Genomic DNA, 26,998 nt, shown 5'->3' with positions numbered 1-26,998 from the left:
TTATGCAGGAATACACGAATCATTCCGATACCACTTTTGCACTGCGTAATATCTCCTTTCGTGTGCCCGGGCGCACGCTTTTGCATCCGTTGTCGTTAACCTTTCCTGCCGGGAAAGTGACTGGTCTGATTGGTCACAACGGTTCTGGCAAATCCACTCTGCTCAAAATGCTTGGTCGTCACCAGCCACCGTCGGAAGGGGAGATTCTTCTTGATGCCCAACCGCTGGAAAGCTGGAGCAGCAAAGCGTTTGCCCGCAAAGTGGCTTATTTACCGCAGCAGCTTCCTCCGGCAGAAGGGATGACCGTGCGTGAACTGGTGGCGATTGGTCGTTACCCGTGGCATGGCGCGCTGGGGCGCTTTGGTGCGGCAGATCGCGAAAAGGTCGAGGAAGCTATCTCGCTGGTTGGCTTAAAACCGCTGGCGCATCGGCTGGTCGATAGCCTCTCTGGCGGCGAACGTCAGCGGGCGTGGATCGCCATGCTGGTGGCGCAGGATAGCCGCTGTCTGTTGCTCGACGAACCGACTTCGGCGCTGGATATCGCCCACCAGGTTGATGTACTGGCGCTGGTGCATCGTTTAAGTCAGGAGCGAGGCCTGACGGTCATTGCCGTGCTGCACGATATCAATATGGCGGCGCGCTACTGTGATTATCTGGTCGCCCTGCGCGGCGGTGAAATGATTGCTCAGGGAACGCCTGCGGAAATTATGCGCGGCGAAACCCTCGAAATGATTTATGGCATCCCGATGGGTATTCTGCCGCATCCGGCGGGTGCTGCACCTGTGAGTTTTGTTTATTGATGAGCGGCTTACCTCTTATTTCGCGCCGCCGACTGTTAACGGCGATGGCGCTTTCTCCGTTGTTATGGCAGATGAATACCGCCCACGCGGCAGTTATTGATCCCAATCGTATTGTGGCACTGGAGTGGTTGCCGGTGGAGTTACTGCTGGCGCTCGGCATCGTGCCTTACGGCGTGGCGGACACCATCAACTATCGCCTGTGGGTCAGCGAACCGCCATTGCCGGACTCAGTGATTGACGTTGGTTTGCGTACAGAACCCAACCTTGAACTGCTGACCGAAATGAAACCGTCGTTTATGGTCTGGTCTGCAGGATATGGCCCTTCACCAGAAATGCTGGCACGTATTGCGCCGGGGCGCGGATTTAACTTCAGCGACGGCAAACAGCCACTGGCGATGGCGCGTAAATCACTGACGGAAATGGCAGATTTACTTAACCTGCAAAGCGCAGCGGAAACGCATTTAGCGCACTATGAAGACTTTATCCGCAGCATGAAACCCCGCTTTGTGAAGCGTGGTGCACGCCCGTTATTGCTGACGACGCTTATCGATCCGCGCCATATGTTGGTCTTCGGTCCAAACAGCTTGTTCCAGGAAATTCTCGATGAGTACGGCATCCCAAATGCCTGGCAAGGGGAAACCAACTTCTGGGGCAGTACCGCCGTCAGTATCGATCGTCTGGCAGCGTATAAAGACGTTGATGTGCTCTGTTTTGATCACGACAACAGCAAAGACATGGATGCGCTAATGGCAACCCCGCTGTGGCAGGCCATGCCGTTTGTCCGCGCCGGACGCTTTCAGCGCGTACCTGCAGTCTGGTTCTATGGTGCGACGCTTTCTGCAATGCACTTTGTGCGTATTCTGGATAACGCCATCGGAGGTAAAGCGTGAGTAAACGAATTGCGCTTTTTCCGGTGTTATTGCTGGCGCTGCTGGTGGTTGCTGCTGCGGCGTTGACCTGGATGAACTTCTCGCAGGCGCTGCCGCGCAGCCAGTGGGCGCAGGCCGCCTGGTCGCCGGATATTGACGTCATCGAGCAGATGATTTTTCACTACAGCTTGTTGCCGCGTCTGGCGATTTCGCTGCTGGTGGGCGCGGGCCTGGGGCTGGTGGGCGTGCTGTTTCAGCAAGTGCTGCGTAACCCGCTGGCGGAACCGACGACATTGGGTGTTGCAACAGGCGCGCAACTGGGGATTACCGTCACCACGCTCTGGGCAATCCCCGGCGCGATGGCGAGCCAGTTTGCTGCGCTGGCAGGGGCTTGTGTTGTTGGCTTAATCGTCTTTGGCGTCGCGTGGGGGAAACGTCTTTCGCCGGTAACGCTGATCCTCGCGGGGCTGGTAGTGAGCCTTTATTGCGGTGCAATCAATCAGTTACTGGTTATCTTCCATCATGACCAACTGCAAAGCATGTTCCTGTGGAGCACCGGAACGCTGACGCAAACCGACTGGGGCGGCGTTGAGCGTTTATGGCCGCAGCTGCTGGGCGGCGTGATGCTGACGTTATTGCTACTTCGCCCGTTAACTCTGATGGGGCTTGATGATGGCGTGGCGCGCAATCTCGGGCTGGCCTTGTCGCTCGCTCGTCTGGCGGCGTTGTCGCTGGCGATTGTCATCAGTGCGCTGCTGGTGAACGCGGTGGGGATTATCGGCTTTATCGGTTTGTTCGCGCCACTGCTGGCGAAAATGCTGGGGGCGCGGCGTTTGTTGCCACGGTTGATGCTGGCATCGCTGATTGGTGCGTTAATTCTGTGGCTTTCTGATCAAATCATCCTCTGGCTGACTCGCGTGTGGATGGAAGTGTCTACCGGTTCGGTCACTGCGTTGATCGGTGCGCCGCTGCTACTGTGGCTGCTGCCGCGTTTACGCAGCATTAGCGCGCCGGATATGAAGGTCAACGATCGTGTCGCGACTGAACGCCAACACGTGCTGGCGTTTGCCCTCGCGGGCGGCGTGCTGCTGTTGATGGCTGTGGTGGTGGCGCTGTCGTTTGGTCGTGATGCGCACGGCTGGACGTGGGCGAGCGGGGCGTTGCTCGAGGATTTGATGCCCTGGCGCTGGCCGCGAATTATGGCTGCGCTGTTTGCGGGCGTCATGCTGGCGGTGGCGGGCTGTATTATTCAGCGGCTGACAGGAAACCCGATGGCAAGCCCGGAAGTGCTGGGGATTAGCTCCGGCGCGGCGTTTGGCGTGGTGTTAATGCTGTTTCTGGTGCCGGGTAATGCCTTTGGCTGGCTGTTACCCGCAGGCAGTCTCGGGGCGGCGGTGACGCTGTTGATCATTATGATCGCCGCCGGACGCGGTGGATTTTCCCCACACCGCATGTTACTGGCGGGGATGGCGTTAAGTACCGCGTTCACCATGCTTTTGATGATGTTGCAGGCAAGTGGTGACCCGCGAATGGCGCAAGTTCTGACCTGGATTTCCGGTTCGACCTACAACGCGACCGATGCGCAGGTCTGGCGTACCGGAATTGTGATGGTGATTTTGCTGGCGATTACCCCGCTGTGCCGCCGCTGGCTGACCATTTTACCGCTGGGTGGTGATACCGCACGAGCCGTGGGGATGGCGCTGACGCCGACGCGAATTGCGCTGCTGCTGTTAGCGGCTTGCCTGACGGCGACCGCGACAATGACCATTGGACCGTTGAGTTTTGTTGGTTTAATGGCACCGCATATTGCGCGGATGATGGGCTTTCGACGGACGATGCCACACATCGTAATTTCGGCGCTGGTGGGTGGTTTACTGCTGGTGTTCGCTGACTGGTGTGGGCGGATGGTGCTGTTTCCATTCCAGATCCCCGCGGGGCTACTGTCGACCTTTATCGGCGCGCCATATTTTATCTATTTGTTGAGAAAGCAGAGCCGTTAATTGAATGCCTCGCCCGGTGGGCGAGGCAAAATCATCACAACTTCGCAAACACCCGACGTGCAGCATCGATGGTGTTATTGATATCTTCCATGCTATGCGCCACGGACATAAAGCCCGCTTCAAACGCTGACGGTGCCAGGTAAACACCTTCGTCCAGCATCATATGGAAGAAACGCTTAAAGCGTTCCACGTCACAGGCCATCACATCCTGATAGCACGTCACGGACTCGGCGTCGGTAAAGAAAATACCGAACATGCCGCCAACGTGGTTTACCACCAGCGGAATTCCGGCTTCTTCTGCCGCTTCCCGCAGACCTTCTGCCAGACGTGTTGTCAGCTCATCCAGCGTCTCGTGAACGCCCGGCTGTGCGACTTCATTCAGACAGGCGAAACCAGCAGCCATCGCAATCGGGTTACCGGAAAGCGTACCCGCCTGATAGACCGGACCGGTCGGGGCCAGCGCATCCATTACATCACGACGACCACCGAATGCGCCTACCGGCATTCCACCGCCGATGATTTTGCCGAGGCAGGTGAGATCCGGTTCCACACCGTAATAATCCTGTGCGCCAGCTAGCGCTACGCGGAAACCGGTCATCACTTCATCGATGATCAGCAACGCGCCAAATTCGTCGCACAGCGCGCGCAGACCTGGCAGGAACTCTGGCAGCGGTGGAACGCAGTTCATATTGCCTGCCACCGGCTCGACGATAATACAGGCAATCTCTTGCGGGTATTGCTCAAACGCGGCGCGTACAGAGGCCAGATCGTTATAAGTACAGGTTAAGGTATGTTTGGCGAAATCTGCCGGAACGCCCGGCGAATTTGGCTGGCCTAACGTGAGTGCGCCAGAACCGGCTTTCACCAGCAGGCAGTCAGCGTGACCGTGGTAACAACCTTCAAATTTAATAATTTTGTCGCGACCGGTAAAACCACGGGCCAGGCGGATGGCGCTCATCGTCGCTTCAGTGCCGGAGTTCACCATGCGCACCATATCCATGGTCGGGACCAGTTCGGTCACCAGTTGCGCCATTTTCACTTCCATTTCGGTTGGTGCACCAAAGCTTAAACCACGCTCGGCGGCTTCAATCACGGCATTGCGGATCGCCGGATGGTTATGGCCCAGCACCATCGGCCCCCAGGAACCGACATAATCGATATAGGCTTTGCCATCAACATCGTACAGATAAGCGCCGTCCGCTTTTTCGATAAACAGTGGAGTGCCGCCCACGCCAGTAAAGGCGCGAACAGGGGAGTTCACACCGCCAGGGATCAGCTCGCGCGCTGCGCTGTAAAGATTTTCAGACTTACTCATGGAGGGTTCCTGATTCGTAGAAAAAGTGAATGGCTGCTATTCTATGTTATTCATAACAAGTTAAATACTCGTCAAACATCAGGCTGCTTGTACTGGTGCAATCCTGATTTCTTAGAGTATAAAAGTTTTGTGCATTTGAAACATTACGCTTTGCAAAGGATTTTCATGGAACGTGCGAGTAAAATGCCGTCATCTTATTTGTATGACCAATAAGTGATCATTGGATGAAAACTGATACTCCCTCTTTAGAAACACCGCAGGCCGCGCGCCTGCGACGCAGACAACTGATTCGCCAACTTCTTGAGCGCGATAAAACCCCGTTAGCCATTTTGTTTATGGCGGCAGTCGTCGGCACGCTTGTCGGGCTAGCTGCGGTTGCTTTTGACAAAGGTGTCGCCTGGTTGCAGAACCAACGTATGGGGGCACTGGTACATACTGCTGATAATTATCCGCTTCTGTTAACCGTCGCTTTTCTCTGTTCGGCGGTGCTGGCGATGTTCGGCTACTTTTTGGTGCGCAAATACGCGCCGGAAGCAGGTGGTTCGGGGATCCCGGAAATTGAAGGGGCGCTGGAAGATCAACGTCCCGTTCGCTGGTGGCGTGTGTTGCCGGTGAAATTCTTTGGCGGGCTGGGAACACTCGGCGGAGGCATGGTGTTGGGGCGCGAAGGGCCAACCGTGCAGATAGGCGGCAATATCGGGCGGATGGTACTTGATGTTTTCCGCCTGAAAGGTGACGAAGCTCGTCATACGCTGTTGGCAACCGGTGCTGCTGCGGGGCTGGCTGCGGCCTTTAACGCGCCGCTGGCGGGTATTTTGTTTATTATCGAAGAGATGCGTCCGCAGTTTCGCTATACGTTAATTTCGATTAAAGCGGTATTTATTGGCGTCATTATGTCGACCATTATGTACCGGATTTTTAATCATGAAGTTGCGTTGATTGACGTCGGTAAACTTTCTGATGCGCCGCTTAATACGCTGTGGCTTTATCTGATCCTCGGTATTATTTTTGGCATTTTCGGCCCTATTTTTAATAAATGGGTGCTGGGGATGCAGGATTTGCTGCACCGTGTGCACGGTGGCAATATTACCAAATGGGTACTGATGGGCGGTGCGATTGGCGGTCTGTGTGGATTGCTGGGGTTTGTGGCACCAGCAACTTCGGGCGGCGGTTTTAACCTGATTCCTATCGCTACCGCGGGGAATTTCAGCATGGGAATGCTGGTGTTTATCTTCGTCGCGCGGGTCATTACCACTTTACTCTGCTTCTCTTCCGGCGCGCCGGGCGGTATTTTTGCCCCGATGCTGGCGCTGGGTACTGTGCTGGGAACCGCTTTCGGAATGGTTGCCGTTGAGTTGTTTCCGCAATATCACCTTGAGGCGGGGACGTTTGCTATTGCCGGAATGGGGGCGTTACTGGCGGCATCTATTCGCGCGCCGTTAACGGGGATCATTCTGGTTCTGGAAATGACCGATAACTACCAGCTCATTTTGCCAATGATTATTACCGGTCTTGGCGCAACACTATTAGCACAATTTACCGGTGGGAAACCGCTATACTCGGCGATTCTTGCGCGCACGCTGGCAAAACAGGAAGCTGAGCAACTGGCGCGAAGCAAGGCCGCATCAGCCCGCGAGAATACTTGAACGAAATACCAGGGTATTAGATAATGGCGATTATTATTGGGTTAGAATTTGCCCAATTGCCGATGTCGTTTGGAGCAAAATATGAGTGATGACGTAGCACTGCCGCTGGAGTTTACCGACGCAGCAGCCAACAAAGTTAAAAGCCTGATCGCTGACGAAGATAACCCGAATCTGAAATTACGCGTGTATATCACCGGTGGCGGTTGCAGCGGCTTCCAGTATGGTTTCACCTTTGATGATCAGGTGAACGAAGGCGATATGACCATCGAAAAACAGGGCGTTGGCCTGGTGGTTGATCCGATGAGCCTGCAATATCTGGTCGGCGGTTCCGTTGACTATACCGAAGGTCTGGAAGGTTCTCGTTTCATCGTGACCAACCCGAACGCGAAAAGCACCTGTGGTTGCGGTTCTTCCTTCAGCATATAATCTGTTGTTCATGTGCCGGATAAACTATCCGGCACATCTTCTCTCTTCAACGCCCATTCTCATCCAGCGCAAACGTCGGTAGCTTAAGATGCCAACGAATAGCCGCCAGCCGAATCAATAGCGTCACGACCATGCCCATCATACTGGCTGTTTCCAGTGGTACGGAAAATGTGTAATAAGCCGTAGCGTGGACAATACCGCCGATAATACAGGCAGTTGCGTAGATTTCTGTACGTAAAATCATGGGGATTTCGCGGGCCAGTACATCACGAATGATCCCGCCGCCAACGCCAGTAATGACGCCCATACAAACCGCGATTAACGGACCGGCTTCCGCATTAAAGGCTTTATTCACGCCAATGCCGACAAACACCGCCAGACCAACGGCGTCCAGCACCGGCAACATCCATTTTGGTAAGCGTCTTGGCTGGCGCACCAGCACGATGGTCAGCATGCTGGTGACCATTGCAACGACCAGATCGGTGGGATCTTTCACCCAAAATACCGGGCCGTGATCCAGCGCCATGTCGCGAATTGTTCCGCCGCCTACTGCGGTTACCACGCCCAGTACCAGAACACCAAAAGGGTCCATACGCAATTTTCCGGCTAACAAAACGCCGGAGATGGCAAATACCGCTGTGCCGACTATATCCAGCCAATAGACGAGCATTGTTCAATCCCCACTGAGCACCTGAAAAGGTCAGGCGCTAATCTACCTGTGAAAGCGCATTACAGAGCTGTTGTGCAGCGAGGATAATACGTGGGCTTGCACGTTCAAACCAGTCACTCGTGAGAGGAATAACGGGAATTTTGAGCTGTTCACCCCAGTATTGTTTGATTTTAGGAATTTGGTCCGGTCCGCCTGTAATGACAATCGCCTGTGGCGAGCGTGCTAACACCTGTTCGCGGCTAACTTGCGGCCAGGGAACCCGGCTGTCTTTAAAGATGTTTTCTCCGCCACAAACTTCGAGTACCTGGTTCTGAATCGACTCTTTTCCACTGGTAAATGGCGGATTAATGCCGAATTGCAGAAAAACACGTTTTTTAGGTTTATCAGCATATTGCGCTTTCAATTGCGCGTACTGATCCAGCAGGGATTGCGCGGCTTGTTCGGCCTTATCCGGTTGCGGACTCCAGGGGGCCAGTTGACGTAACGCATTGGCAATTTGTTCAATGCTTGTCGCATCGACCCACATCACTTTTATTCCCAGCGAAGCCAGCTGGTCAACCTGCCGCTCGGCATTACCTCCACGCCAGGCAATCACCAGATCGGGTTTCAGCGCGACAATGCGTTCCAGATTCATCCCCTGCCAGGTGGAAACCTGCTCAATCTTTTGCGCTTGTAGAGGATAGTCGGAATAGCTGCTGACCCCAACCGGCGTGATCCCGGCGGCAAAGGCAAGTTCAGTGTTGGCGGGAGAAAGCGTGATGACGCGCGGCGCGGCATTGAGCCACAGCGGCGCGAGAAAAGACAGGGCGACCAGCGCCCTGAACAGTGACTTAGCCATGTGCCAGTTTCTGCACCAGTGACTCAACCATCAGGCTGGACTGTTTAGCGGCAACAGCCAGGAACTCATCGAAGCTAAGATGAGACTGTTGATCGGCCACGTCGGAGATGGCGCGTACGACGACAAACGGGACGTTGAAATTGTGGCAGACATGGGCGATTGCCGTCGCTTCCATCTCTACAGCAATGGCCTGTGGGAAGTTGTGGCGGATTTTCGCCAGACCAACAGAACCGTTGATGAAAGCGTCGCCGCTAACAATCAGGCCACGTACAGCGTTAAGATTCAGTTCGGCAATGCAGGCCTCAGCGGCAGCGATCAGTTTATCGTCAGCTTTGAAGCCTGCCGGGCAGCCTGGTAACTGACCGTATTCATAACCAAATGCCGTGACATCCGCGTCGTGATAACGCGCTTCGTCCGAGACAACGATATCGCCCACTTTCAGCGTTGGTGCCAGGCCACCGGCAGAACCGGTGTTAATAATCACATCTGGCTTGCAGTGTTCCAACAGCAAAGTGGCACCCAGCGCCGCAGCGACTTTACCGATGCCCGATTTCAGAAGCGCAACCTCGGTTCCATTCAGTTGGCCGGTATAGATTTCGCAACCGCCCAGACTGATAGTTTGACGGTTTTCGATTTTGTCACGCAGCAGCGTAACTTCTTCTTCCATTGCACCAATGATGCCGATTTTCATAGATTTACTCGCGATAAGCCCGATTTGAAGGCATAGTTTACCATGCGCTTACGGGGAAGCGTATTTCTCACGCGGGAGAGGACATGGCACAGATTGATTTCCGAAAAAAAATAAACTGGCATCGTCGTTACCGTTCACCGCAGGGCGTTAAAACCGAACATGAGATTCTGCGGATCTTCGAGAGCGATCGCGGGCGTATCATCAACTCTCCGGCAATTCGTCGTCTGCAACAAAAGACCCAGGTTTTTCCACTGGAGCGCAATGCCGCCGTGCGCACGCGTCTTACCCACTCGATGGAAGTCCAGCAGGTGGGGCGCTACATCGCCAAAGAAATTTTAAGCCGTCTGAAAGAGCTTAAATTACTGGAGGCGTATGGTCTCGATGAACTGACCGGGCCCTTTGAAAGCATTGTTGAGATGTCATGCCTGATGCACGATATCGGCAATCCGCCGTTTGGTCATTTTGGCGAAGCGGCGATAAATGACTGGTTTCGCCAGCGTTTGTACCCGGAAGATGCCGAAAGCCAGCCTCTGACTGACGATCGCTGCAGCGTGGCGGCACTACGTTTACGGGACGGGGAAGAACCGCTTAACGCGCTGCGGCGCAAGATTCGTCAGGACTTATGTCATTTTGAAGGTAACGCACAGGGTATTCGTTTGGTGCATACATTGATGCGGATGAATCTCACCTGGGCACAGGTTGGCGGTATTTTAAAATATACCCGTCCGGCGTGGTGGCGTGGCGAAACGCCTGAGACACATCACTATTTAATGAAAAAGCCGGGTTATTATCTTTCTGAAGAAGCCTATATTGCCCGGTTGCGTAAAGAACTTAATTTGGCGCTTTACAGTCGTTTTCCGTTAACGTGGATTATGGAAGCTGCCGACGACATCTCCTATTGTGTGGCAGACCTTGAAGATGCGGTAGAGAAAAGGATATTTACCGTTGAGCAGCTTTATCATCATTTGCACGAGGCGTGGGGCCAGCATGAGAAAGGTTCGCTCTTTTCGCTGGTGGTTGAAAATGCCTGGGAAAAATCACGCTCAAATAGTTTAAGCCGCAGTACGGAAGATCAGTTTTTTATGTATTTACGGGTAAACACCCTAAATAAACTGGTACCCTACGCGGCACAACGATTTATTGATAATCTGCCTGCGATTTTCGCCGGAACGTTTAATCATGCATTATTGGAAGATGCCAGCGAATGCAGCGATCTTCTTAAGCTATATAAAAATGTCGCTGTAAAACATGTGTTTAGCCATCCAGATGTCGAGCAGCTTGAATTGCAGGGCTATCGGGTCATTAGCGGATTATTAGAGATTTATCGTCCTTTATTAAACCTGCCGTTATCAGACTTTACTGAACTGGTAGAAAAAGAACGGGTGAAACGTTTCCCTATTGAAACGCGCTTATTCCACAAACTCTCGACGCGCCATCGGCTGGCCTATGTCGAGGCTGTCAGTAAATTACCGTCAGATTCTCCTGAGTTTCCGCTATGGGAATATTATTACCGTTGCCGCCTGCTGCAGGATTATATCAGCGGTATGACCGACCTCTATGCGTGGGATGAATACCGACGTCTGATGGCCGTAGAACAATAACCAGGCTTTTGTAAAGACGAACAATAAATTTTTACCTTTTGCAGAAACTTTAGTTCGGAACTTCGCGCTATAAAACGAATCTGAAGAACACAGCAATTTTGCGTTATCTGTTAATCGAGACTGAAATACATGAAAAAAACCACATTAGCACTGAGTGCACTGGCTCTGAGTTTAGGTTTGGCGTTATCTCCGCTCTCTGCAACGGCGGCTGAGACTTCTTCAGCAACGACAGCCCAGCAGATGCCAAGCCTTGCACCGATGCTCGAAAAGGTGATGCCTTCAGTGGTCAGCATTAACGTAGAAGGTAGCACAACCGTTAATACGCCGCGTATGCCGCGTAATTTCCAGCAGTTCTTCGGTGATGATTCTCCGTTCTGCCAGGAGGGTTCTCCGTTCCAGAGCTCTCCGTTCTGCCAGGGGGGCCTGGGCGGTAATGGCGGCGGCCAGCAACAGAAATTCATGGCGCTGGGTTCCGGCGTTATCATTGATGCCGATAAAGGCTATGTCGTCACCAACAACCACGTTGTTGATAACGCGACGGTGATTAAAGTCCAACTGAGCGATGGTCGTAAGTTCGACGCGAAGATGGTTGGCAAAGATCCGCGCTCTGATATCGCGCTGATCCAGATCCAGAACCCGAAAAACCTGACCGCAATTAAGATGGCGGATTCTGATGCGCTGCGCGTGGGTGATTACACCGTAGCAATTGGTAACCCGTTCGGCCTGGGCGAGACAGTAACTTCCGGGATTGTCTCTGCGCTGGGACGTAGCGGCCTGAACGCTGAAAACTACGAAAACTTCATCCAGACCGATGCAGCGATCAACCGGGGTAACTCAGGTGGTGCGTTGGTTAACCTGAACGGCGAACTGATCGGTATCAACACCGCGATCCTCGCACCGGACGGCGGAAACATCGGTATCGGTTTTGCTATCCCGAGCAACATGGTGAAAAACCTGACCTCGCAGATGGTGGAATACGGCCAGGTGAAACGTGGTGAGTTGGGTATTATGGGCACTGAGCTGAACTCCGATCTGGCGAAAGCGATGAAAGTTGACGCCCAGCGCGGTGCTTTCGTAAGCCAGGTTCTGCCGAATTCTTCCGCCGCGAAAGCGGGCATTAAAGCGGGTGATGTGATCACCTCACTGAACGGTAAGCCAATCAGCAGCTTTGCCGCACTGCGTGCTCAGGTGGGCACTATGCCGGTAGGTAGCAAACTGACCCTGGGCTTACTGCGCGACGGGAAGCAGGTTAACGTGAACCTGGAACTTCAGCAGAGCAGCCAGAATCAGGTTGATTCCAGCACCATCTTCAACGGCATTGAAGGCGCTGAGATGAGCAACAAAGGTAAAGATCAGGGCGTGGTGGTGAACAACGTGAAAACGGGCACTCCGGCTGCGCAGATCGGCCTGAAGAAAGGTGATGTGATTATTGGCGCGAACCAGCAGGCAGTGAAAAACATCGCTGAACTGCGTAAAGTTCTCGACAGCAAACCGTCTGTGCTGGCACTGAACATTCAGCGCGGCGACAGCACCATCTACCTGTTAATGCAGTAATTTCCCTCAACCCCTTCCTGAAAACGGGAAGGGGTTCTCCTTACAATCTGTGAACTTCACCACAACTCCATACATCTTCATCATCCTTTGGGCATTTGCACAATGCCGTACGTTACGTACTTCCTTATGCTAAGCCGTGCATAATGGAGGACTTATGGCTGGCTGGCATCTTGATACCAAAATGGCGCAGGATATCGTGGCACGTACCATGCGCATCATCGATACCAATATCAACGTAATGGATGCCCGCGGGCGAATTATCGGCAGCGGCGATCGTGAGCGTATTGGTGAATTGCACGAAGGAGCATTGCTGGTACTTTCACAAGGACGAGTCGTCGATATCGATGACGCGGTGGCACGTCATCTGCACGGTGTGCGGCAGGGGATTAATCTACCGTTACGGCTGGAAGGTGAAATTGTCGGCGTAATTGGCCTGACAGGTGAACCAGAGAATCTGCGTAAATATGGCGAACTGGTCTGCATGACGGCTGAAATGATGCTGGAACAGTCGCGGTTGATGCACCTGTTGGCGCAGGATAGCCGTTTGCGGGAAGAACTGGTGATGAACCTCATTCAGGCTGAGGAGAATACTCCCGCACTTACTGAATGGGCGCAACGGCTGGGGATCGATCTCAATCAACCGCGAGTGGTGGCTATTGTTGAGGTCGACAGCGGTCAGCTTGGTGTGGACAGCGCAATGGCGGAGTTACAGCAACTGCAAAATGCGCTGACTACGCCCGAGCGTAATAATCTGGTGGCGATTGTCTCGCTAACCGAAATGGTGGTGTTGAAACCGGCGTTGAACTCTTTTGGGCGCTGGGACGCAGAAGATCATCGTAAGCGAGTTGAACAACTGATTACCCGCATGAAAGAGTATGGCCAGCTGCGTTTTCGCGTTTCGCTGGGCAACTATTTTACCGGTCCTGGCAGTATTGCCCGATCCTATCGTACGGCGAAAACGACGATGATGGTGGGTAAACAGCGGATGCCAGAAAGTCGCTGCTATTTTTATCAGGATCTGATGTTACCTGTGTTACTCGACAGTTTGCGTGGCGACTGGCAGGCCAACGAACTGGCGCGACCGCTGGCACGGCTGAAAGCGATGGACAATAACGGCTTGCTGCGGCGAACGCTGGCGGCGTGGTTTCGCCACAATGTGCAACCGCTGGCAACGTCAAAGGCGTTGTTTATTCATCGTAATACTCTGGAATATCGGCTTAATCGTATATCGGAACTGACCGGGCTTGATTTGGGCAATTTTGATGACAGGTTGCTGCTGTATGTGGCGTTACAACTGGATGAAGAGCGGTAGGTCGATTACAAAATTACAGCCGGGTGAGACTTTACCCGGCCACAGAATGGCATTATTTACGCGTCAGTTTTTCCAGATCGGCTTCAATCTCGCTGATCTTATTGGTTACTACTGACTCCAGGTGACGTAAGTCGTCGAGGATCTTACGCTTAAGATCAACTTCGCTGCGGTCACGCTGGCAGATTTGATCAAGCTCATCAATGATATACCGTAGATTCGGGCTAATTTCCTGGACTTCTTTATAACCCTGACCCACACCATCAGCGACGACCGTTTTACGCTGACGCGGGTATTTAAACTTCACGCTCTTGGCGAAAAACTCGCCTTTGTCTTTCTGGAAATAGATTTTCAGAATATCGTTGTTGGCTTCCTGCCGGAGGCTGTAACGATCAATTTCTTCAGGATTGGTAATACCCAGACTTTTCAGATTGTCGTACATAGCGTTACCTCAAAATGAGTCAGTAAATTGTGCTTATTTTAGCATTTGGCCTGGCCCGCCCGGCTCGACTGTGATCGCAGAAAGCCTTTTTCTTCCAGACTTCTATCATGGCGTAAAAATCAAAAAATTACCTGCTTTATTGTGGTGATATTCTATGGGATGGATTAGCACATTTATCTTCATTTTGCGAATTACATGACAGTCCGAAACAAGATGAAAAAGTATTTAAAAAAAAGGGGGAAAATGAGTAGGACGAATTATTCTGAGCCAGAAAGCAATCGGGCAGCGTCGTGCTGCCCGTGTACATACTTTTAGTCGATGGTACGCAGCAGTTCGTTAATACCAACTTTGCCGCGAGTTTTCGCGTCAACTTTCTTAACGATAACTGCACAGTAGAGGCTGTATTTGCCATCTTTCGACGGCAGATTACCTGAAACAACCACAGACCCTGCCGGAACGCGACCGTAGTGGATTTCGCCGGTTTCACGGTCATAAATACGGGTGCTCTGACCAATGTATACGCCCATAGAGATGACGGAACCTTCTTCGACAATCACCCCTTCAACCACTTCAGAGCGTGCGCCGATGAAGCAGTTATCTTCAATAATGGTCGGGTTAGCCTGCAGCGGCTCCAGCACGCCGCCGATACCCACGCCACCGGAAAGGTGGACGTTTTTACCAATCTGCGCACAGGAACCGACGGTCGCCCAGGTATCAACCATGGTGCCTTCATCAACATATGCGCCGATGTTGACGTAAGACGGCATCAGCACGGTGTTACGGGCAATGAACGCGCCCTGACGCACTGCCGCTGGTGGCACGACGCGGAAGCCTTCTTTCTGGAAAAGTGCTTCATCGTAGTTAGCGAATTTCATCGGCACTTTGTCGAAGTAGCGGCTTTCTGCCCCTTCGATCACCTGATTATCATTAATACGGAAAGAGAGCAGCACCGCTTTTTTCAACCACTGATGCGTCACCCACTGACCGTCAATTTTTTCCGCTACACGCAGTGCGCCGGAATCCAGCAGGGCGATCACCTGATTTACCGCTTCGCGGGTAACGGTGTCTGCATTGGCTGGCGTGATCTCGGCACGGCGTTCAAAAGCGGTTTCAATAATGTTCTGTAACTGCTGCATTGTTAAACTCTTTTCATATCAGTAAACACATCACCCTTTATCGTTTGGATTGAGGGCCTCTGTCAACCGCTGATGCACTTCCTGCTGCAACTCGTTATTAAGCGCACGCCGGTCAGCGGTGGCAATTATGAATAAATCTTCTACTCGCTCGCCAATGGTTGTAATTCGGGCGCCATGAAGCGAAATTCCCAGATCGGCAAAAATTTTCCCGACTCGCGCCAGCAGTCCAGGTTGGTCGAGGGCGATCAGTTCGAGGAACGATTTGCGGTCGGTATGGGTCGGCAAAAACGTCACTTCGGTTTCAACAGTAAAATGGCGCAATTTAGCGGGTTGGCGACGGGGCTGCGGTGGCTGCCAGCTACTTTGTGTCAGTACTTGCTCCAGACCAAACCGAATAACCTCATGACGATCTGCGGATAGCGGGCTACCATCGGGTTCCAGCACTATAAAGGTATCCATCGCCATACCGTCGCGAGTGGTGAAAATTTGTGCGTCGTGAACACTTAAATTGCGGCGGTCTAATTCGGCACAGACGGCGGCAAACAGATAGGGGCGGTCCGGGCTCCAGATAAAAATCTCGGTGCCTCCACGCGTAGCCTGCGGGCTAAGCAGTACCAGCGGTTTGCCTAAATCATGCTGTAATAAATGGCGTGCGTGCCAGGCCAGTTGATTTGGGCTATGGCGGACAAAATAGTTAGCGCGACAGCGTGACCAAATTTGGTGCAGCGCCTCTTCGTCGATGTTATCCATGCGCAGTAGTGCCAGCGCCTGGAGTTGGTGATGGCGAACCCGTTCGCGCATATCCGGCGTGTTTTGCATTCCGCGTCGTAGCTGCTTTTCGGTGGCAAAATAGAGTTCGCGCAACAGACTTTGCTTCCAGCTATTCCACAGTGTTTCGTTGGTGGCGCAAATGTCAGCCACTGTCAGGCATACCAGATAGCGCAGACGATTTTCCGTTTGAACTTCTTCGGCAAACTGCTTGATGACTTCCGGGTCCTGAATATCGCGGCGCTGAGCGGTCACCGACATCAGCAAGTGCTGGCGAACCAGCCAGGCGACCAGCTGTGTTTCGCGTGAGTTCAGCCCGTGGAGTTCGGCAAAATGCACTACATCCTGAGCACCGAGAATGGAGTGGTCGCCGCCGCGTCCTTTGGCGATATCGTGAAACAGCGCGGCGATGAAAATCAGCTCAGTTGACGGCAGGCGCGGCCAGACGTCCACACACAACGGATGGCGCTGGCGCGTTTCTTCACTGGCAAAACTCTCCAGTTTCAGCATCACGCGGATAGTATGTTCATCCACCGTGTAGGCATGGAACAGGTCAAACTGCATCTGCCCGACGATATGCGACCATTGCGGCATATACGCGCCGAGCACGCTATGGCGATGCATTGGCAATAGCCCGCGCCGCACCGCTCCGGGGTGACGCAGAATGCTCAAAAACAGTTTTCGCGCTTCCGGAATATTACACAGAGGTTGTTGCAGATGGCGACGGGCGTGGCGTAACTGGCGTAGCGTGGTGGAGTAAATGCCGGTGATCGCGCTGTTGCGCACCATGGTGTAGAACATACGCAAGATGGCTTCCGGCTGGCGCATAAATAGTGTTTCATCACGCAGGTCGATCAGCGTTCCGCGTAGCTGAAACTCATCGTCGATTGGACGTGGTTTTTCGTCGGCGGGAAGGGCGAGGATGGCTTCATCGAACAGTTGCAGCAGCATCTGGTTGAGTTCACTGACGCGGCGTGTAACGCGGAAGTAATCCTTCATCATCCGCTCGACCGGTTCGTTACCTTCACCACTGTAATTCAAACGCTGGGCGACGCTAAGCTGGCGATCGAATAACAGGCGATTATCGTAACGACTGACGACCAGATGCAGGGCAAAGCGAATGCGCCACAATATATGCAGGCATTCGTTTAATTCCGCTCGCTCCGCAGAGGTTAAGAAGCCAAACCCTACCATTTCATCCAGCGATGTTGCGCCAAAATGACGGCGGGCCACCCATTGCAGAGTGTGGATATCGCGCAAGCCGCCGGGGCTACTTTTGATGTCTGGTTCAAGGTTGTAGCTGGTGCCGTGGTAACGCTGATGGCGCTGGTTCTGTTCTTCAACTTTCGCCGCGTAGAACTTGTCGGAAGGCCAGAATCCTTCGCTAAAAATATGTTTTTGCAGTTCGAGGAACAGTGCAACATCGCCAATTAATAAGCGGGATTCGATTAAATTAGTGGCGACGGTTAAATCCGATAACCCTTCCAGCATGCACTCTTCAAGCGTGCGCACGCTATGACCCACTTCCAGCTTTACATCCCAGAGCAGCGTTAACAGCTCGCCCACTTTTTGCGCCTGATCGTCCGGGAGCTTTTTACGGCTTAAAATCAGTAAATCGATGTCAGAAAGTGGATGCAGCTCGCCACGACCGTAGCCACCGACGGCGACCAATGCCAGGTCGGCAATCTGGCTGAATCCCGCTTCAATCCATAATCGTTGAAGAAGCTGGTCGATAAACTCGGTACGCGCCTCAATCAACTGTTCTGCGGAGATACCATTGTCAAAGGCATCACCCAGCCAACGCTGGAAAGTATCGATATGGGCTTTTATCCCACCGACGGTTAATTCATCACGGGGCCAGGCGCATGGATTTTGCGGTTGACCGTGCAGGGTGGGGAGAGCGGTGTTTGCGTACTGTTCTGGAAGGGTATTCATTGTGCGCCACCCATAAGATTAAATTATTGCATTAAAAAAGCCGGCATTCGCCGGCTTCATTTTATTCGTCGTGCGAGATTATCGCCGGGATGGTGTCATCCTTGCGTAGCGTCAGAATTTCGCAGCCGTTATCAGTCACCACAATAGTATGCTCATATTGTGCAGACAAGCTGCGATCTTTGGTTTTTACCGTCCAGCCATCTTTCATGGTGCGGATCTCTTTTTTACCCGCGTTGACCATTGGCTCGATGGTGAACGTCATCCCCGGTTTCAGCACGACGTTGGTTTCACGGGAGTCATAGTGCAGCACCTGCGGTTCTTCGTGGAAGCCGCGACCAATACCGTGTCCACAATATTCACGAACGACGGAGAAGCCTTCTGCTTCGACAAATTTCTGAATTGCCGCACCGATTTCGCGCAGATTAATGCCAGGTTTTACCATGCGTAGCGCCAGGTACAGGCTTTCTTGCGTGATGCGGCACAGACGTTCGCCCATGATGGTCGGCTTACCGACGATAAACATTTTCGAGGTATCGCCGTGGAAACCATCTTTGATTACGGTGACATCAATGTTAACGATATCGCCATCTTTCAGCAGCTTGGCGTCGTCCGGGATACCGTGGCACACCACTTCATTAATAGAGATGCAAACGGATTTCGGATAGCCGTGATAGCCGAGGCAGGCAGAAACCGCGTGTTGTTCATTAACAATGTAATCATTACAGATGCGATCCAACTCGCCGGTGCTGACGCCCGGTTTAACATATGGTTCGATCATCTCCAGCACTTCGGCAGCCAGTCGGCCAGCGACGCGCATTTTTTCGATATCTTCTGGGGTCTTGATTGAGATAGCCATTAATTCTGTCCATCAGCGTCGGTGATACCGACAATATATATGTAAGTGCCGTCAATGGTATCACACCCGGGCAAATTGAGAATCATTCTGAATTTCGCCAAACGTGCCACTGAAGGTTTTCTATAATAGAAAATTCAACGTCTGATGCTGTACACAGCGCCAACAATTATTGGTGTCCACGACGTATTTGTGGTATAAAGCGCGCCGGACTTCCGATCCATTTCGTATACACAGACTGGACGGAAGCGACAATCTCACTTTGTGTAACAACACACACGTATCGGCACATATTCCGGGGTGCCCTTTGGGGTCGGTAATATGGGATACGTGGAGGCATAACCCCAACTTTTATATAGAGGTTTTAATCATGGCAACTGTTTCCATGCGCGACATGCTCAAGGCTGGTGTTCACTTCGGTCACCAGACCCGTTACTGGAACCCGAAAATGAAGCCGTTCATCTTCGGTGCGCGTAACAAAGTTCACATCATCAACCTTGAGAAAACTGTACCGATGTTCAACGAAGCTCTGGCTGAACTGAACAAGATTGCTTCTCGCAAAGGTAAAATCCTTTTCGTTGGTACTAAACGCGCTGCAAGCGAAGCGGTGAAAGACGCTGCTCTGAGCTGCGACCAGTTCTTCGTGAACCATCGCTGGCTGGGCGGTATGCTGACTAACTGGAAAACCGTTCGTCAGTCCATCAAACGTCTGAAAGACCTGGAAACTCAGTCTCAGGACGGTACTTTCGACAAGCTGACCAAGAAAGAAGCGCTGATGCGCACTCGTGAGCTGGAGAAACTGGAAAACAGCCTGGGCGGTATCAAAGACATGGGCGGTCTGCCGGACGCTCTGTTTGTAATCGATGCTGACCACGAACACATTGCTATCAAAGAAGCAAACAACCTGGGTATTCCAGTATTTGCTATCGTTGATACCAACTCTGATCCGGACGGTGTTGACTTCGTTATCCCGGGTAACGACGACGCAATCCGTGCTGTGACCCTGTACCTGGGCGCTGTTGCTGCAACCGTACGTGAAGGCCGTTCTCAGGATCTGGCTTCCCAGGCGGAAGAAAGCTTCGTAGAAGCTGAGTAATAAGGCACGCTCGTACGAGCCCTTATAGACCAGGTAGTACACGTTTGGTTAGGGGGCCTGCATATGGCCCCCTTTTTCACTTTTATATCTGTGCGGTTTAATGCCGGGCAGATCACATCTCCGAGGATTTTAGAATGGCTGAAATTACCGCATCCCTGGTAAAAGAGCTGCGTGAGCGTACTGGCGCAGGCATGATGGATTGCAAAAAAGCACTGACTGAAGCTAACGGCGACATCGAGCTGGCAATCGAAAACATGCGTAAGTCCGGTGCTATTAAAGCAGCGAAAAAAGCAGGCAACGTTGCTGCTGATGGCGTGATCAAAACCAAAATCGACGGCAACTACGGCATCATTCTGGAAGTTAACTGCCAGACTGACTTCGTTGCAAAAGACGCTGGTTTCCAGGCGTTCGCAGACAAAGTTCTGGACGCAGCTGTTGCTGGCAAAATCACTGACGTTGAAGTACTGAAAGCACAGTTCGAAGAAGAACGTGTTGCGCTGGTAGCGAAAATTGGTGAAAACATCAACATTCGCCGCGTTGCTGCGCTGGAAGGCGACGTTCTGGGTTCTTATCAGCACGGTGCGCGTATCGGTGTTCTGGTTGCTGCTAAAGGCGCTGACGAAGAGCTGGTTAAACACATCGCTATGCACGTTGCTGCAAGCAAGCCAGAATTCATCAAACCAGAAGACGTATCCGCTGAAGTGGTAGAAAAAGAATACCAGGTACAGCTGGATATCGCGATGCAGTCTGGTAAGCCGAAAGAAATCGCAGAGAAAATGGTTGAAGGCCGCATGAAGAAATTCACCGGCGAAGTTTCTCTGACCGGTCAGCCGTTCGTTATGGAACCAAGCAAAACTGTTGGTCAGCTGCTGAAAGAGCATAACGCTGAAGTGACTGGCTTCATCCGCTTCGAAGTGGGTGAAGGCATCGAGAAAGTTGAGACTGACTTTGCAGCAGAAGTTGCTGCGATGTCCAAGCAGTCTTAATTATCGAAAAGGAGCCGCCTGAGGGCGGCTTCTTTTTGTGCCCATCTTGTAAATTCAGCTAACCCTTGTGGGGCTGCGCTGAAAAGCGACGTACAATGTCGCTAGTATTAATTCATTTCAATCGTTGACAGTCTCAGGAAAGAAACATGGCTACCAATGCAAAACCCGTCTATAAACGCATTCTGCTTAAGTTGAGTGGCGAAGCTCTGCAGGGCACTGAAGGCTTCGGTATTGATGCAAGCATACTGGATCGCATGGCTCAGGAAATCAAAGAACTGGTTGAACTGGGTATTCAGGTTGGTGTGGTGATTGGTGGGGGTAACCTGTTCCGTGGCGCTGGTCTGGCGAAAGCGGGTATGAACCGCGTTGTGGGCGACCACATGGGGATGCTGGCGACCGTAATGAACGGCCTGGCAATGCGTGATGCACTGCACCGCGCCTATGTGAACGCTCGTCTGATGTCCGCTATTCCATTGAATGGCGTGTGCGACAGCTACAGCTGGGCAGAAGCTATCAGCCTGTTGCGCAACAACCGTGTGGTGATCCTCTCCGCCGGTACAGGTAACCCGTTCTTTACCACCGACTCAGCAGCTTGCCTGCGTGGTATCGAAATTGAAGCCGATGTGGTGCTGAAAGCAACCAAAGTTGACGGCGTGTTTACTGCTGATCCGGCGAAAGATCCAACCGCAACCATGTACGAGCAACTGACTTACAGCGAAGTGCTGGAAAAAGAGCTGAAAGTCATGGACCTGGCGGCCTTCACGCTTGCTCGTGACCATAAATTACCGATTCGTGTTTTCAACATGAACAAACCGGGTGCGCTGCGCCGTGTGGTAATGGGTGAAAAAGAAGGGACTTTAATCACGGAATAATTCCCGTGATGGATAAATAAGGGTAAGATTCCGCGTAAGTATCGCGGGGGATCTTACCCGTAATATGTTTAATCAGGGCTATACTTAGCACACTTCCACTGTGTGTGACTGTCTGGTCTGACTGAGACAAGTTTTCAAGGATTCGTAACGTGATTAGCGATATCAGAAAAGATGCTGAAGTACGCATGGATAAATGCGTAGAAGCGTTCAAAACCCAAATCAGCAAAATACGCACGGGTCGTGCTTCTCCCAGCCTGCTGGATGGCATTGTCGTGGAATATTACGGCACGCCGACGCCGCTGCGTCAGCTGGCAAGCGTAACGGTAGAAGATTCCCGTACTCTGAAAATCAACGTGTTTGATCGTTCAATGTCTCCGGCCGTTGAAAAAGCGATTATGGCGTCCGATCTTGGCCTGAACCCGAACTCTGCGGGTAGCGACATCCGTGTTCCGCTGCCGCCGCTGACGGAAGAACGTCGTAAAGATCTGACCAAAATCGTTCGTGGTGAAGCAGAACAAGCGCGTGTTGCAGTACGTAATGTGCGTCGTGACGCGAACGACAAAGTGAAAGCACTGTTGAAAGATAAAGAGATCAGCGAAGACGACGATCGCCGTTCTCAGGACGATGTACAGAAACTGACTGATGCTGCAATCAAGAAAATTGAAGCGGCGCTGGCAGACAAAGAAGCAGAACTGATGCAGTTCTGATTTCTTGAACGACAAAAACGCCGCTCAGTAGATCCTTGCGGATCGGCTGGCGGCGTTTTGCTTTTTATTCTGTCTCAACTCTGGATGTTTCATGAAGCAACTCACCATTCTGGGCTCGACCGGCTCGATTGGTTGCAGCACGCTGGACGTGGTGCGCCATAATCCCGAACACTTCCGCGTAGTTGCGCTGGTGGCAGGCAAAAATGTCACTCGCATGGTAGAACAGTGCCTGGAATTCTCTCCCCGCTATGCCGTAATGGACGATGAAGCGAGTGCGAAACTTCTTAAAATGATGCTACAGCAACAGGGGAGCCGCACCGAAGTCTTAAGTGGGCAACAAGCCGCTTGCGATATGGCTGCGCTTGAGGATGTTGATCAGGTGATGGCAGCCATTGTTGGCGCTGCTGGGCTGTTACCTACGCTTGCTGCGATCCGCGCGGGTAAAACCATTTTGCTGGCCAATAAAGAATCACTGGTTACCTGCGGACGTCTGTTTATGGACGCCGTAAAGCAGAGCAAAGCGCAATTGTTACCGGTCGATAGCGAACATAACGCTATTTTTCAGAGTTTACCGCAACCTATCCAGCATAATCTGGGATACGCTGACCTTGAGCAAAATGGCGTGGTGTCCATTTTACTTACCGGGTCTGGTGGCCCTTTCCGTGAGACGCCATTGCGCGATTTGGCAACAATGACGCCCGATCAAGCCTGCCGTCATCCGAACTGGTCGATGGGACGTAAAATTTCCGTCGATTCGGCTACCATGATGAACAAAGGTCTGGAATACATTGAAGCTCGTTGGCTGTTTAACGCCAGCGCCAGCCAGATGGAAGTGCTGATTCACCCGCAGTCAGTGATTCACTCAATGGTGCGCTACCAGGACGGCAGTGTTCTGGCGCAGCTGGGTGAACCGGATATGCGTACGCCAATTGCTCACACCATGGCATGGCCGAATCGCGTGAACTCTGGCGTGAAGCCGCTCGATTTTTGCAAACTAAGTGCGTTGACATTTGCCGCACCGGATTATGATCGTTATCCATGTCTGAAACTGGCGATGGAGGCGTTTGAACAAGGCCAGGCAGCGACGACAGCATTGAATGCCGCAAATGAAATCACCGTGGCTGCTTTTCTTGCGCAACAAATCCGCTTTACGGATATCGCTGCGTTGAATTTATCCGTACTGGAAAAAATGGATATGCGCGAACCACAATGTGTGGATGATGTGTTATCTGTTGATGCGAACGCGCGTGAAGTCGCCAGAAAAGAGGTGATGCGTCTCGCAAGCTGAGGATAATCCGGCTACAGAGAGTCGCGCTATTTGTTAGCGTAGGGCTTCAGTGATATAGTCTGCGCCATCTGATCGTAAGTAGTTGGCTTTATAAGGTCAGGTATGCCGTGGTTTTACACGGCTTTTTTTTGTATAGGCTTCAGTATTCCTGAGTACCGTAAACCCTGTCAGGGAATAAGAAACGCGTGATGTTGTCTGCTACTCAACCACTTAGCGAAAAATTGCCAGCGCATGGCTGTCGTCATGTTGCGATCATTATGGACGGCAATGGTCGCTGGGCAAAAAAGCAAGGGAAGATTCGTGCCTTTGGGCATAAAGCCGGGGCAAAATCCGTCCGCCGGGCTGTCTCTTTTGCGGCCAACAACGGTATTGAGGCGTTAACGCTGTATGCCTTTAGTAGTGAAAACTGGAACCGACCAGCGCAGGAAGTCAGTGCGTTAATGGAACTGTTTGTGTGGGCGCTAGATAGCGAAGTAAAAAGTCTGCACCGACATAACGTGCGTCTGCGTATTATTGGCGATACCAGTCGCTTTAACTCGCGTTTGCAAGAACGTATTCGTAAATCTGAAGCGCTAACAGCCGGGAATACCGGTCTGACGCTGAATATTGCGGCGAACTACGGTGGACGTTGGGATATAGTCCAGGGAGTCAGGCAACTGGCTGAAAAGGTGCAGCAAGGAAACCTGCAACCAGATCAGATAGATGAAGAGATGCTAAACCAGCATGTCTGTATGCATGAACTGGCCCCTGTAGATTTAGTAATTAGGACTGGGGGGGAGCATCGCATTAGTAACTTTTTGCTTTGGCAAATTGCCTATGCCGAACTTTACTTTACAGATGTTCTCTGGCCCGATTTCGATGAACAAGACTTTGAAGGGGCGTTAAATGCCTTTGCTAATCGAGAGCGTCGTTTCGGCGGCACCGAGCCCGGTGATGAAACAGCCTGATGGGGGTCGCTTTTGCTGAAGTATCGCCTGATATCTGCTTTTGTGTTAATACCCGTCGTCATCGCGGCGTTGTTTCTGTTGCCGCCGGTGGGGTTCGCCATTGTAACGCTGGTGGTCTGTATGCTGGCAGCGTGGGAATGGGGACAGCTTAGCGGTTTTACCACTCGTTCGCAGCGAGTATGGTTGGCGGTGTTATGCGGGTTATTGTTGGCGCTGATGCTTTTTCTGTTGCCGGAATATCACCGAAATATTCATCAACCGCTGGTTGAAATCTCACTTTGGGCTTCGCTGGGTTGGTGGATTGTCGCGCTATTGCTGGTGCTGTTTTACCCAGGTTCCGCAGCAATCTGGCGTAACTCTAAAACATTGCGCATTATTTTTGGCGTGCTAACCATTGTTCCCTTCTTCTGGGGCATGCTGGCGTTACGGGCCTGGCACTACGACGAGAATCATTACAGTGGCGCAATATGGCTGCTCTATGTCATGATCCTGGTATGGGGCGCTGACTCTGGCGCATATATGTTTGGCAAATTGTTTGGTAAACATAAACTGGCACCGAAGGTTTCTCCGGGTAAAACCTGGCAAGGCTTTATCGGTGGACTCGCGACCGCAGCGGTAATCTCATGGGGTTATGGCATGTGGGTGAATCTCGACGTCGCTCCCGTCACCTTACTCATTTGCTCTATTGTCGCAGCGTTAGCCTCAGTGCTCGGCGATCTGACCGAAAGTATGTTTAAGCGTGAAGCAGGAATTAAGGACAGCGGTCATTTAATTCCAGGACACGGTGGTATTTTAGATCGTATTGATAGCCTGACGGCTGCGGTACCGGTCTTTGCTTGCTTGTTGTTACTGGTATTCAGGACGCTTTAACGGAAGGTAATATGCTGAGTTTTCTCTGGGATTTGGCTTCGTTCATCGTTGCACTGGGTGTACTTATCACCGTGCATGAATTTGGTCATTTCTGGGTTGCCCGGCGTTGTGGTGTTCGCGTTGAGCGTTTCTCAATAGGGTTTGGTAAGGCGCTCTGGCGGCGAACTGATAAGCTCGGCACCGAATATGTTATCGCCCTGATCCCGTTGGGCGGTTATGTCAAAATGCTGGATGAGCGCGCAGAACCGGTCGTTCCGGAACTCCGCCACCATGCCTTCAATAATAAATCTGTCGGCCAACGAGCGGCGATTATTGCCGCAGGTCCGGTTGCAAACTTCATTTTTGCTATCTTTGCCTACTGGCTGGTTTTTATTATTGGTGTGCCTGGCGTACGTCCCGTGGTTGGTGAAATAGCAGCCAATTCGATAGCTGCGGAAGCACAAATTGCACCAGGTACGGAACTAAAAGCCGTAGATGGTATCGAAACGCCTGATTGGGATGCCGTGCGTTTGCAGTTGGTCGATAAAATTGGCGATGAAAGCACCACCATTACGGTAGCGCCATTTGGCAGCGACCAACGGCGGGATGTAAAGCTCGATTTACGTCACTGGGCGTTTGAGCCTGATAAAGAAGATCCGGTATCTTCGTTGGGGATTCGTCCTCGTGGGCCGCAAATTGAACCTGTACTGGAAAATGTGCAGCCAAACTCGGCGGCAAGCAAGGCAGGTTTGCAAGCAGGCGACAGGATCGTTAAAGTCGATGGTCAGCCCTTAACGCAGTGGGTGACCTTTGTGATGCTTGTCCGGGATAACCCGGGTAAATCCTTAGCGTTAGAAATCGAAAGGCAGGGGAGTCCCTTGTCTTTGACATTAATCCCGGAGAGTAAACCGGGTAAGGGTAAAGCGATTGGTTTTGTCGGTATTGAGCCGAAAGTCATTCCTTTGCCAGATGAGTATAAAGTTGTACGCCAGTATGGGCCGTTCAACGCTATCGTCGAAGCCACGGACAAAACGTGGCAGTTGATGAAGCTGACGGTCAGTATGCTGGGAAAATTGATCACCGGTGATGTGAAACTGAACAACCTCAGTGGGCCGATCTCTATCGCCAAGGGGGCTGGGATGACAGCGGAACTCGGGGTAGTTTATTACCTGCCGTTTCTTGCGCTTATTAGCGTGAACTTAGGGATAATTAACCTGTTTCCGTTGCCCGTACTTGACGGGGGGCATCTGCTGTTCCTTGCGATCGAAAAGATCAAGGGCGGACCGGTATCCGAGCGGGTTCAAGACTTTTGTTATCGCATTGGCTCGATTCTGCTGGTGCTGTTAATGGGGCTTGCACTTTTCAATGATTTCTCTCGGTTATGAGAGTTAGTTAGGAAG

Annotated in this window: 26 protein-coding genes; 18 read left to right on the top strand and 8 right to left on the bottom strand. The window is 52.1% G+C overall.

Annotated features, from left to right (window positions below; all coding sequences use genetic code 11):
• The first annotated feature begins 2 nt into the window (after positions 1-2).
• The 3 genes from fhuC to fhuB are packed head-to-tail and all read left to right on the top strand — an operon-like array spanning position 3 to position 3,669.
• Entirely contained in the window at positions 3-800 is a 798-nt protein-coding gene (fhuC, locus tag HBM92_RS19720) for a Fe3+-hydroxamate ABC transporter ATP-binding protein FhuC (RefSeq protein ID WP_001158929.1), read from the top strand.
• Entirely contained in the window at positions 800-1,690 is an 891-nt protein-coding gene (fhuD, locus tag HBM92_RS19715; protein WP_001295787.1) for a Fe(3+)-hydroxamate ABC transporter substrate-binding protein FhuD, read from the top strand. Before fhuC ends, fhuD begins: the two co-directional genes overlap by 1 nt.
• Positions 1,687-3,669, top strand: a complete 1,983-nt coding sequence (gene fhuB, locus HBM92_RS19710; protein ID WP_000044111.1) for a Fe(3+)-hydroxamate ABC transporter permease FhuB — start codon at positions 1,687-1,689, stop codon at positions 3,667-3,669. The genes fhuD and fhuB overlap by 4 nt, the downstream gene beginning before the upstream one ends.
• A gap of 34 nt (positions 3,670-3,703) precedes the next feature.
• Here fhuB and hemL read toward each other — a convergent pair whose 3' ends face one another.
• Positions 3,704-4,984: a glutamate-1-semialdehyde 2,1-aminomutase gene (gene hemL / locus HBM92_RS19705; protein WP_000045295.1), complete on the bottom strand. Its 1,281-nt coding sequence runs from the start codon at positions 4,982-4,984 to the stop codon at positions 3,704-3,706.
• Between the two features lie 165 nt (positions 4,985-5,149).
• Here hemL and yadX point away from each other — a divergent pair, with 165 nt between their 5' ends.
• The 4 genes from yadX to erpA are packed head-to-tail and all read left to right on the top strand — an operon-like array spanning position 5,150 to position 7,056.
• A complete protein-coding gene (yadX, locus tag HBM92_RS25485; RefSeq protein WP_211180485.1) occupies positions 5,150-5,197 on the top strand; it encodes a protein YadX in 48 nt (15 codons plus the stop codon).
• An 11-nt stretch (positions 5,198-5,208) separates the two neighbouring features.
• A complete protein-coding gene (clcA, locus tag HBM92_RS19700) occupies positions 5,209-6,630 on the top strand; it encodes a H(+)/Cl(-) exchange transporter ClcA (RefSeq protein ID WP_000845407.1) in 1,422 nt (473 codons plus the stop codon).
• 23 nt (positions 6,631-6,653) lie between these two features.
• Positions 6,654-6,719, top strand: coding sequence for a small protein YadW (yadW, locus tag HBM92_RS19695; RefSeq protein WP_120795373.1), 66 nt, complete (start codon positions 6,654-6,656; stop codon positions 6,717-6,719).
• Complete coding sequence (gene erpA / locus HBM92_RS19690) at positions 6,712-7,056, top strand: iron-sulfur cluster insertion protein ErpA (RefSeq protein ID WP_001295564.1); 345 nt, start codon at positions 6,712-6,714, stop codon at positions 7,054-7,056. The genes yadW and erpA overlap by 8 nt, the downstream gene beginning before the upstream one ends.
• Positions 7,057-7,102: 46 nt before the next feature.
• On the opposite strand, the gene HBM92_RS19685 is transcribed toward erpA, so the two are convergent.
• Genes HBM92_RS19685 through mtnN form a run of 3 tightly spaced genes read right to left on the bottom strand, consistent with a single transcriptional unit; the run spans position 7,103 to position 9,255 of the window.
• Complete coding sequence (locus tag HBM92_RS19685) at positions 7,103-7,726, bottom strand: TRIC cation channel family protein (protein WP_000964221.1); 624 nt, start codon at positions 7,724-7,726, stop codon at positions 7,103-7,105.
• Between the two features lie 37 nt (positions 7,727-7,763).
• Positions 7,764-8,564 (bottom strand): vitamin B12 ABC transporter substrate-binding protein BtuF, encoded by an 801-nt coding sequence (btuF, locus tag HBM92_RS19680; protein WP_001304480.1) that lies wholly within the window; start codon positions 8,562-8,564, stop codon positions 7,764-7,766.
• Positions 8,557-9,255 carry a 5'-methylthioadenosine/S-adenosylhomocysteine nucleosidase gene (gene mtnN, locus HBM92_RS19675; protein WP_000689844.1) on the bottom strand — a complete coding sequence of 233 codons (699 nt, stop codon included), beginning with the start codon at positions 9,253-9,255 and terminating at the stop codon, positions 8,557-8,559. Before mtnN ends, btuF begins: the two co-directional genes overlap by 8 nt.
• Positions 9,256-9,338: 83 nt before the next feature.
• Here mtnN and dgt point away from each other — a divergent pair, with 83 nt between their 5' ends.
• The 3 genes from dgt to cdaR all read left to right on the top strand — a co-directional run bounded on the left by dgt (position 9,339) and on the right by cdaR (position 13,722).
• Positions 9,339-10,856 carry a dGTPase gene (gene dgt / locus HBM92_RS19670; RefSeq protein WP_000057086.1) on the top strand — a complete coding sequence of 506 codons (1,518 nt, stop codon included), beginning with the start codon at positions 9,339-9,341 and terminating at the stop codon, positions 10,854-10,856.
• Between the two features lie 129 nt (positions 10,857-10,985).
• Positions 10,986-12,410, top strand: coding sequence for a serine endoprotease DegP (gene degP / locus HBM92_RS19665; RefSeq protein ID WP_000753936.1), 1,425 nt, complete (start codon positions 10,986-10,988; stop codon positions 12,408-12,410).
• Between the two features lie 154 nt (positions 12,411-12,564).
• Positions 12,565-13,722, top strand: a complete 1,158-nt coding sequence (gene cdaR / locus HBM92_RS19660) for a DNA-binding transcriptional regulator CdaR (protein WP_000929436.1) — start codon at positions 12,565-12,567, stop codon at positions 13,720-13,722.
• A gap of 52 nt (positions 13,723-13,774) precedes the next feature.
• Here the strand turns inward: cdaR and HBM92_RS19655 are convergent, their stop codons facing one another.
• The 4 genes from HBM92_RS19655 to map all read right to left on the bottom strand — a co-directional run bounded on the left by HBM92_RS19655 (position 13,775) and on the right by map (position 18,856).
• Positions 13,775-14,161: a DUF3461 family protein gene (locus HBM92_RS19655; protein WP_000272188.1), complete on the bottom strand. Its 387-nt coding sequence runs from the start codon at positions 14,159-14,161 to the stop codon at positions 13,775-13,777.
• 311 nt (positions 14,162-14,472) lie between these two features.
• Entirely contained in the window at positions 14,473-15,297 is an 825-nt protein-coding gene (gene dapD / locus HBM92_RS19650; RefSeq protein ID WP_001186653.1) for a 2,3,4,5-tetrahydropyridine-2,6-dicarboxylate N-succinyltransferase, read from the bottom strand.
• Between the two features lie 30 nt (positions 15,298-15,327).
• Complete coding sequence (gene glnD, locus HBM92_RS19645; RefSeq protein ID WP_001094532.1) at positions 15,328-18,000, bottom strand: bifunctional uridylyltransferase/uridylyl-removing protein GlnD; 2,673 nt, start codon at positions 17,998-18,000, stop codon at positions 15,328-15,330.
• Between the two features lie 61 nt (positions 18,001-18,061).
• Positions 18,062-18,856 (bottom strand): type I methionyl aminopeptidase, encoded by a 795-nt coding sequence (gene map, locus HBM92_RS19640; RefSeq protein WP_001018194.1) that lies wholly within the window; start codon positions 18,854-18,856, stop codon positions 18,062-18,064.
• Positions 18,857-19,223: 367 nt separating this feature from the next.
• Here map and rpsB point away from each other — a divergent pair, with 367 nt between their 5' ends.
• The 8 genes from rpsB (at position 19,224) to rseP (ending at position 26,983) form a co-directional block, all read left to right on the top strand.
• Complete coding sequence (gene rpsB, locus HBM92_RS19635; protein ID WP_000246882.1) at positions 19,224-19,949, top strand: 30S ribosomal protein S2; 726 nt, start codon at positions 19,224-19,226, stop codon at positions 19,947-19,949.
• A 134-nt stretch (positions 19,950-20,083) separates the two neighbouring features.
• Entirely contained in the window at positions 20,084-20,935 is an 852-nt protein-coding gene (gene tsf, locus HBM92_RS19630; RefSeq protein WP_000818114.1) for a translation elongation factor Ts, read from the top strand.
• 146 nt (positions 20,936-21,081) lie between these two features.
• Entirely contained in the window at positions 21,082-21,807 is a 726-nt protein-coding gene (pyrH, locus tag HBM92_RS19625) for a UMP kinase (protein ID WP_000224573.1), read from the top strand.
• Between the two features lie 149 nt (positions 21,808-21,956).
• Complete coding sequence (gene frr / locus HBM92_RS19620) at positions 21,957-22,514, top strand: ribosome recycling factor (RefSeq protein ID WP_000622418.1); 558 nt, start codon at positions 21,957-21,959, stop codon at positions 22,512-22,514.
• A gap of 91 nt (positions 22,515-22,605) precedes the next feature.
• On the top strand, positions 22,606-23,802 hold the full coding sequence (gene ispC, locus HBM92_RS19615) for a 1-deoxy-D-xylulose-5-phosphate reductoisomerase (RefSeq protein ID WP_000811913.1): 1,197 nt from the start codon (positions 22,606-22,608) through the stop codon (positions 23,800-23,802).
• 188 nt (positions 23,803-23,990) lie between these two features.
• On the top strand, positions 23,991-24,749 hold the full coding sequence (gene ispU, locus HBM92_RS19610; protein ID WP_001295562.1) for a (2E,6E)-farnesyl-diphosphate-specific ditrans,polycis-undecaprenyl-diphosphate synthase: 759 nt from the start codon (positions 23,991-23,993) through the stop codon (positions 24,747-24,749).
• A gap of 12 nt (positions 24,750-24,761) precedes the next feature.
• Entirely contained in the window at positions 24,762-25,619 is an 858-nt protein-coding gene (cdsA, locus tag HBM92_RS19605; protein ID WP_000922440.1) for a phosphatidate cytidylyltransferase, read from the top strand.
• 11 nt (positions 25,620-25,630) lie between these two features.
• A complete protein-coding gene (gene rseP, locus HBM92_RS19600; protein ID WP_001298422.1) occupies positions 25,631-26,983 on the top strand; it encodes a sigma E protease regulator RseP in 1,353 nt (450 codons plus the stop codon).
• The last annotated feature ends 15 nt before the right edge of the window (positions 26,984-26,998 follow it).

This window comes from Escherichia sp. E.sYA108, from assembly GCF_011754335.1.
GTDB lineage: Bacteria > Pseudomonadota > Gammaproteobacteria > Enterobacterales > Enterobacteriaceae > Escherichia > Escherichia coli.
The sequence above is the reverse complement of the archived record's forward strand: the minus strand, read 5'-3'. Positions and strand labels throughout refer to the sequence as shown.

Bases quoted from the DNA above. Each gene is read 5' to 3' on its own strand.
- fhuC (WP_001158929.1), top strand. From the start codon at position 3: ATGCAGGAATACACGAATCATTCCGATACCACTTTTGCACTGCGTAAT.
- fhuD (WP_001295787.1), top strand. From the start codon at position 800: ATGAGCGGCTTACCTCTTATTTCGCGCCGCCGACTGTTAACGGCGATG.
- hemL (WP_000045295.1), bottom strand. From the start codon at position 4,984: ATGAGTAAGTCTGAAAATCTTTACAGCGCAGCGCGCGAGCTGATCCCT.
- clcA (WP_000845407.1), top strand. From the start codon at position 5,209: ATGAAAACTGATACTCCCTCTTTAGAAACACCGCAGGCCGCGCGCCTG.
- erpA (WP_001295564.1), top strand. From the start codon at position 6,712: ATGAGTGATGACGTAGCACTGCCGCTGGAGTTTACCGACGCAGCAGCC.
- HBM92_RS19685 (WP_000964221.1), bottom strand. From the start codon at position 7,726: ATGCTCGTCTATTGGCTGGATATAGTCGGCACAGCGGTATTTGCCATC.
- btuF (WP_001304480.1), bottom strand. From the start codon at position 8,564: ATGGCTAAGTCACTGTTCAGGGCGCTGGTCGCCCTGTCTTTTCTCGCG.
- mtnN (WP_000689844.1), bottom strand. From the start codon at position 9,255: ATGAAAATCGGCATCATTGGTGCAATGGAAGAAGAAGTTACGCTGCTG.
- dgt (WP_000057086.1), top strand. From the start codon at position 9,339: ATGGCACAGATTGATTTCCGAAAAAAAATAAACTGGCATCGTCGTTAC.
- degP (WP_000753936.1), top strand. From the start codon at position 10,986: ATGAAAAAAACCACATTAGCACTGAGTGCACTGGCTCTGAGTTTAGGT.
- cdaR (WP_000929436.1), top strand. From the start codon at position 12,565: ATGGCTGGCTGGCATCTTGATACCAAAATGGCGCAGGATATCGTGGCA.
- HBM92_RS19655 (WP_000272188.1), bottom strand. From the start codon at position 14,161: ATGTACGACAATCTGAAAAGTCTGGGTATTACCAATCCTGAAGAAATT.
- dapD (WP_001186653.1), bottom strand. From the start codon at position 15,297: ATGCAGCAGTTACAGAACATTATTGAAACCGCTTTTGAACGCCGTGCC.
- glnD (WP_001094532.1), bottom strand. From the start codon at position 18,000: ATGAATACCCTTCCAGAACAGTACGCAAACACCGCTCTCCCCACCCTG.
- map (WP_001018194.1), bottom strand. From the start codon at position 18,856: ATGGCTATCTCAATCAAGACCCCAGAAGATATCGAAAAAATGCGCGTC.
- rpsB (WP_000246882.1), top strand. From the start codon at position 19,224: ATGGCAACTGTTTCCATGCGCGACATGCTCAAGGCTGGTGTTCACTTC.
- tsf (WP_000818114.1), top strand. From the start codon at position 20,084: ATGGCTGAAATTACCGCATCCCTGGTAAAAGAGCTGCGTGAGCGTACT.
- pyrH (WP_000224573.1), top strand. From the start codon at position 21,082: ATGGCTACCAATGCAAAACCCGTCTATAAACGCATTCTGCTTAAGTTG.
- ispC (WP_000811913.1), top strand. From the start codon at position 22,606: ATGAAGCAACTCACCATTCTGGGCTCGACCGGCTCGATTGGTTGCAGC.
- ispU (WP_001295562.1), top strand. From the start codon at position 23,991: ATGTTGTCTGCTACTCAACCACTTAGCGAAAAATTGCCAGCGCATGGC.
- rseP (WP_001298422.1), top strand. From the start codon at position 25,631: ATGCTGAGTTTTCTCTGGGATTTGGCTTCGTTCATCGTTGCACTGGGT.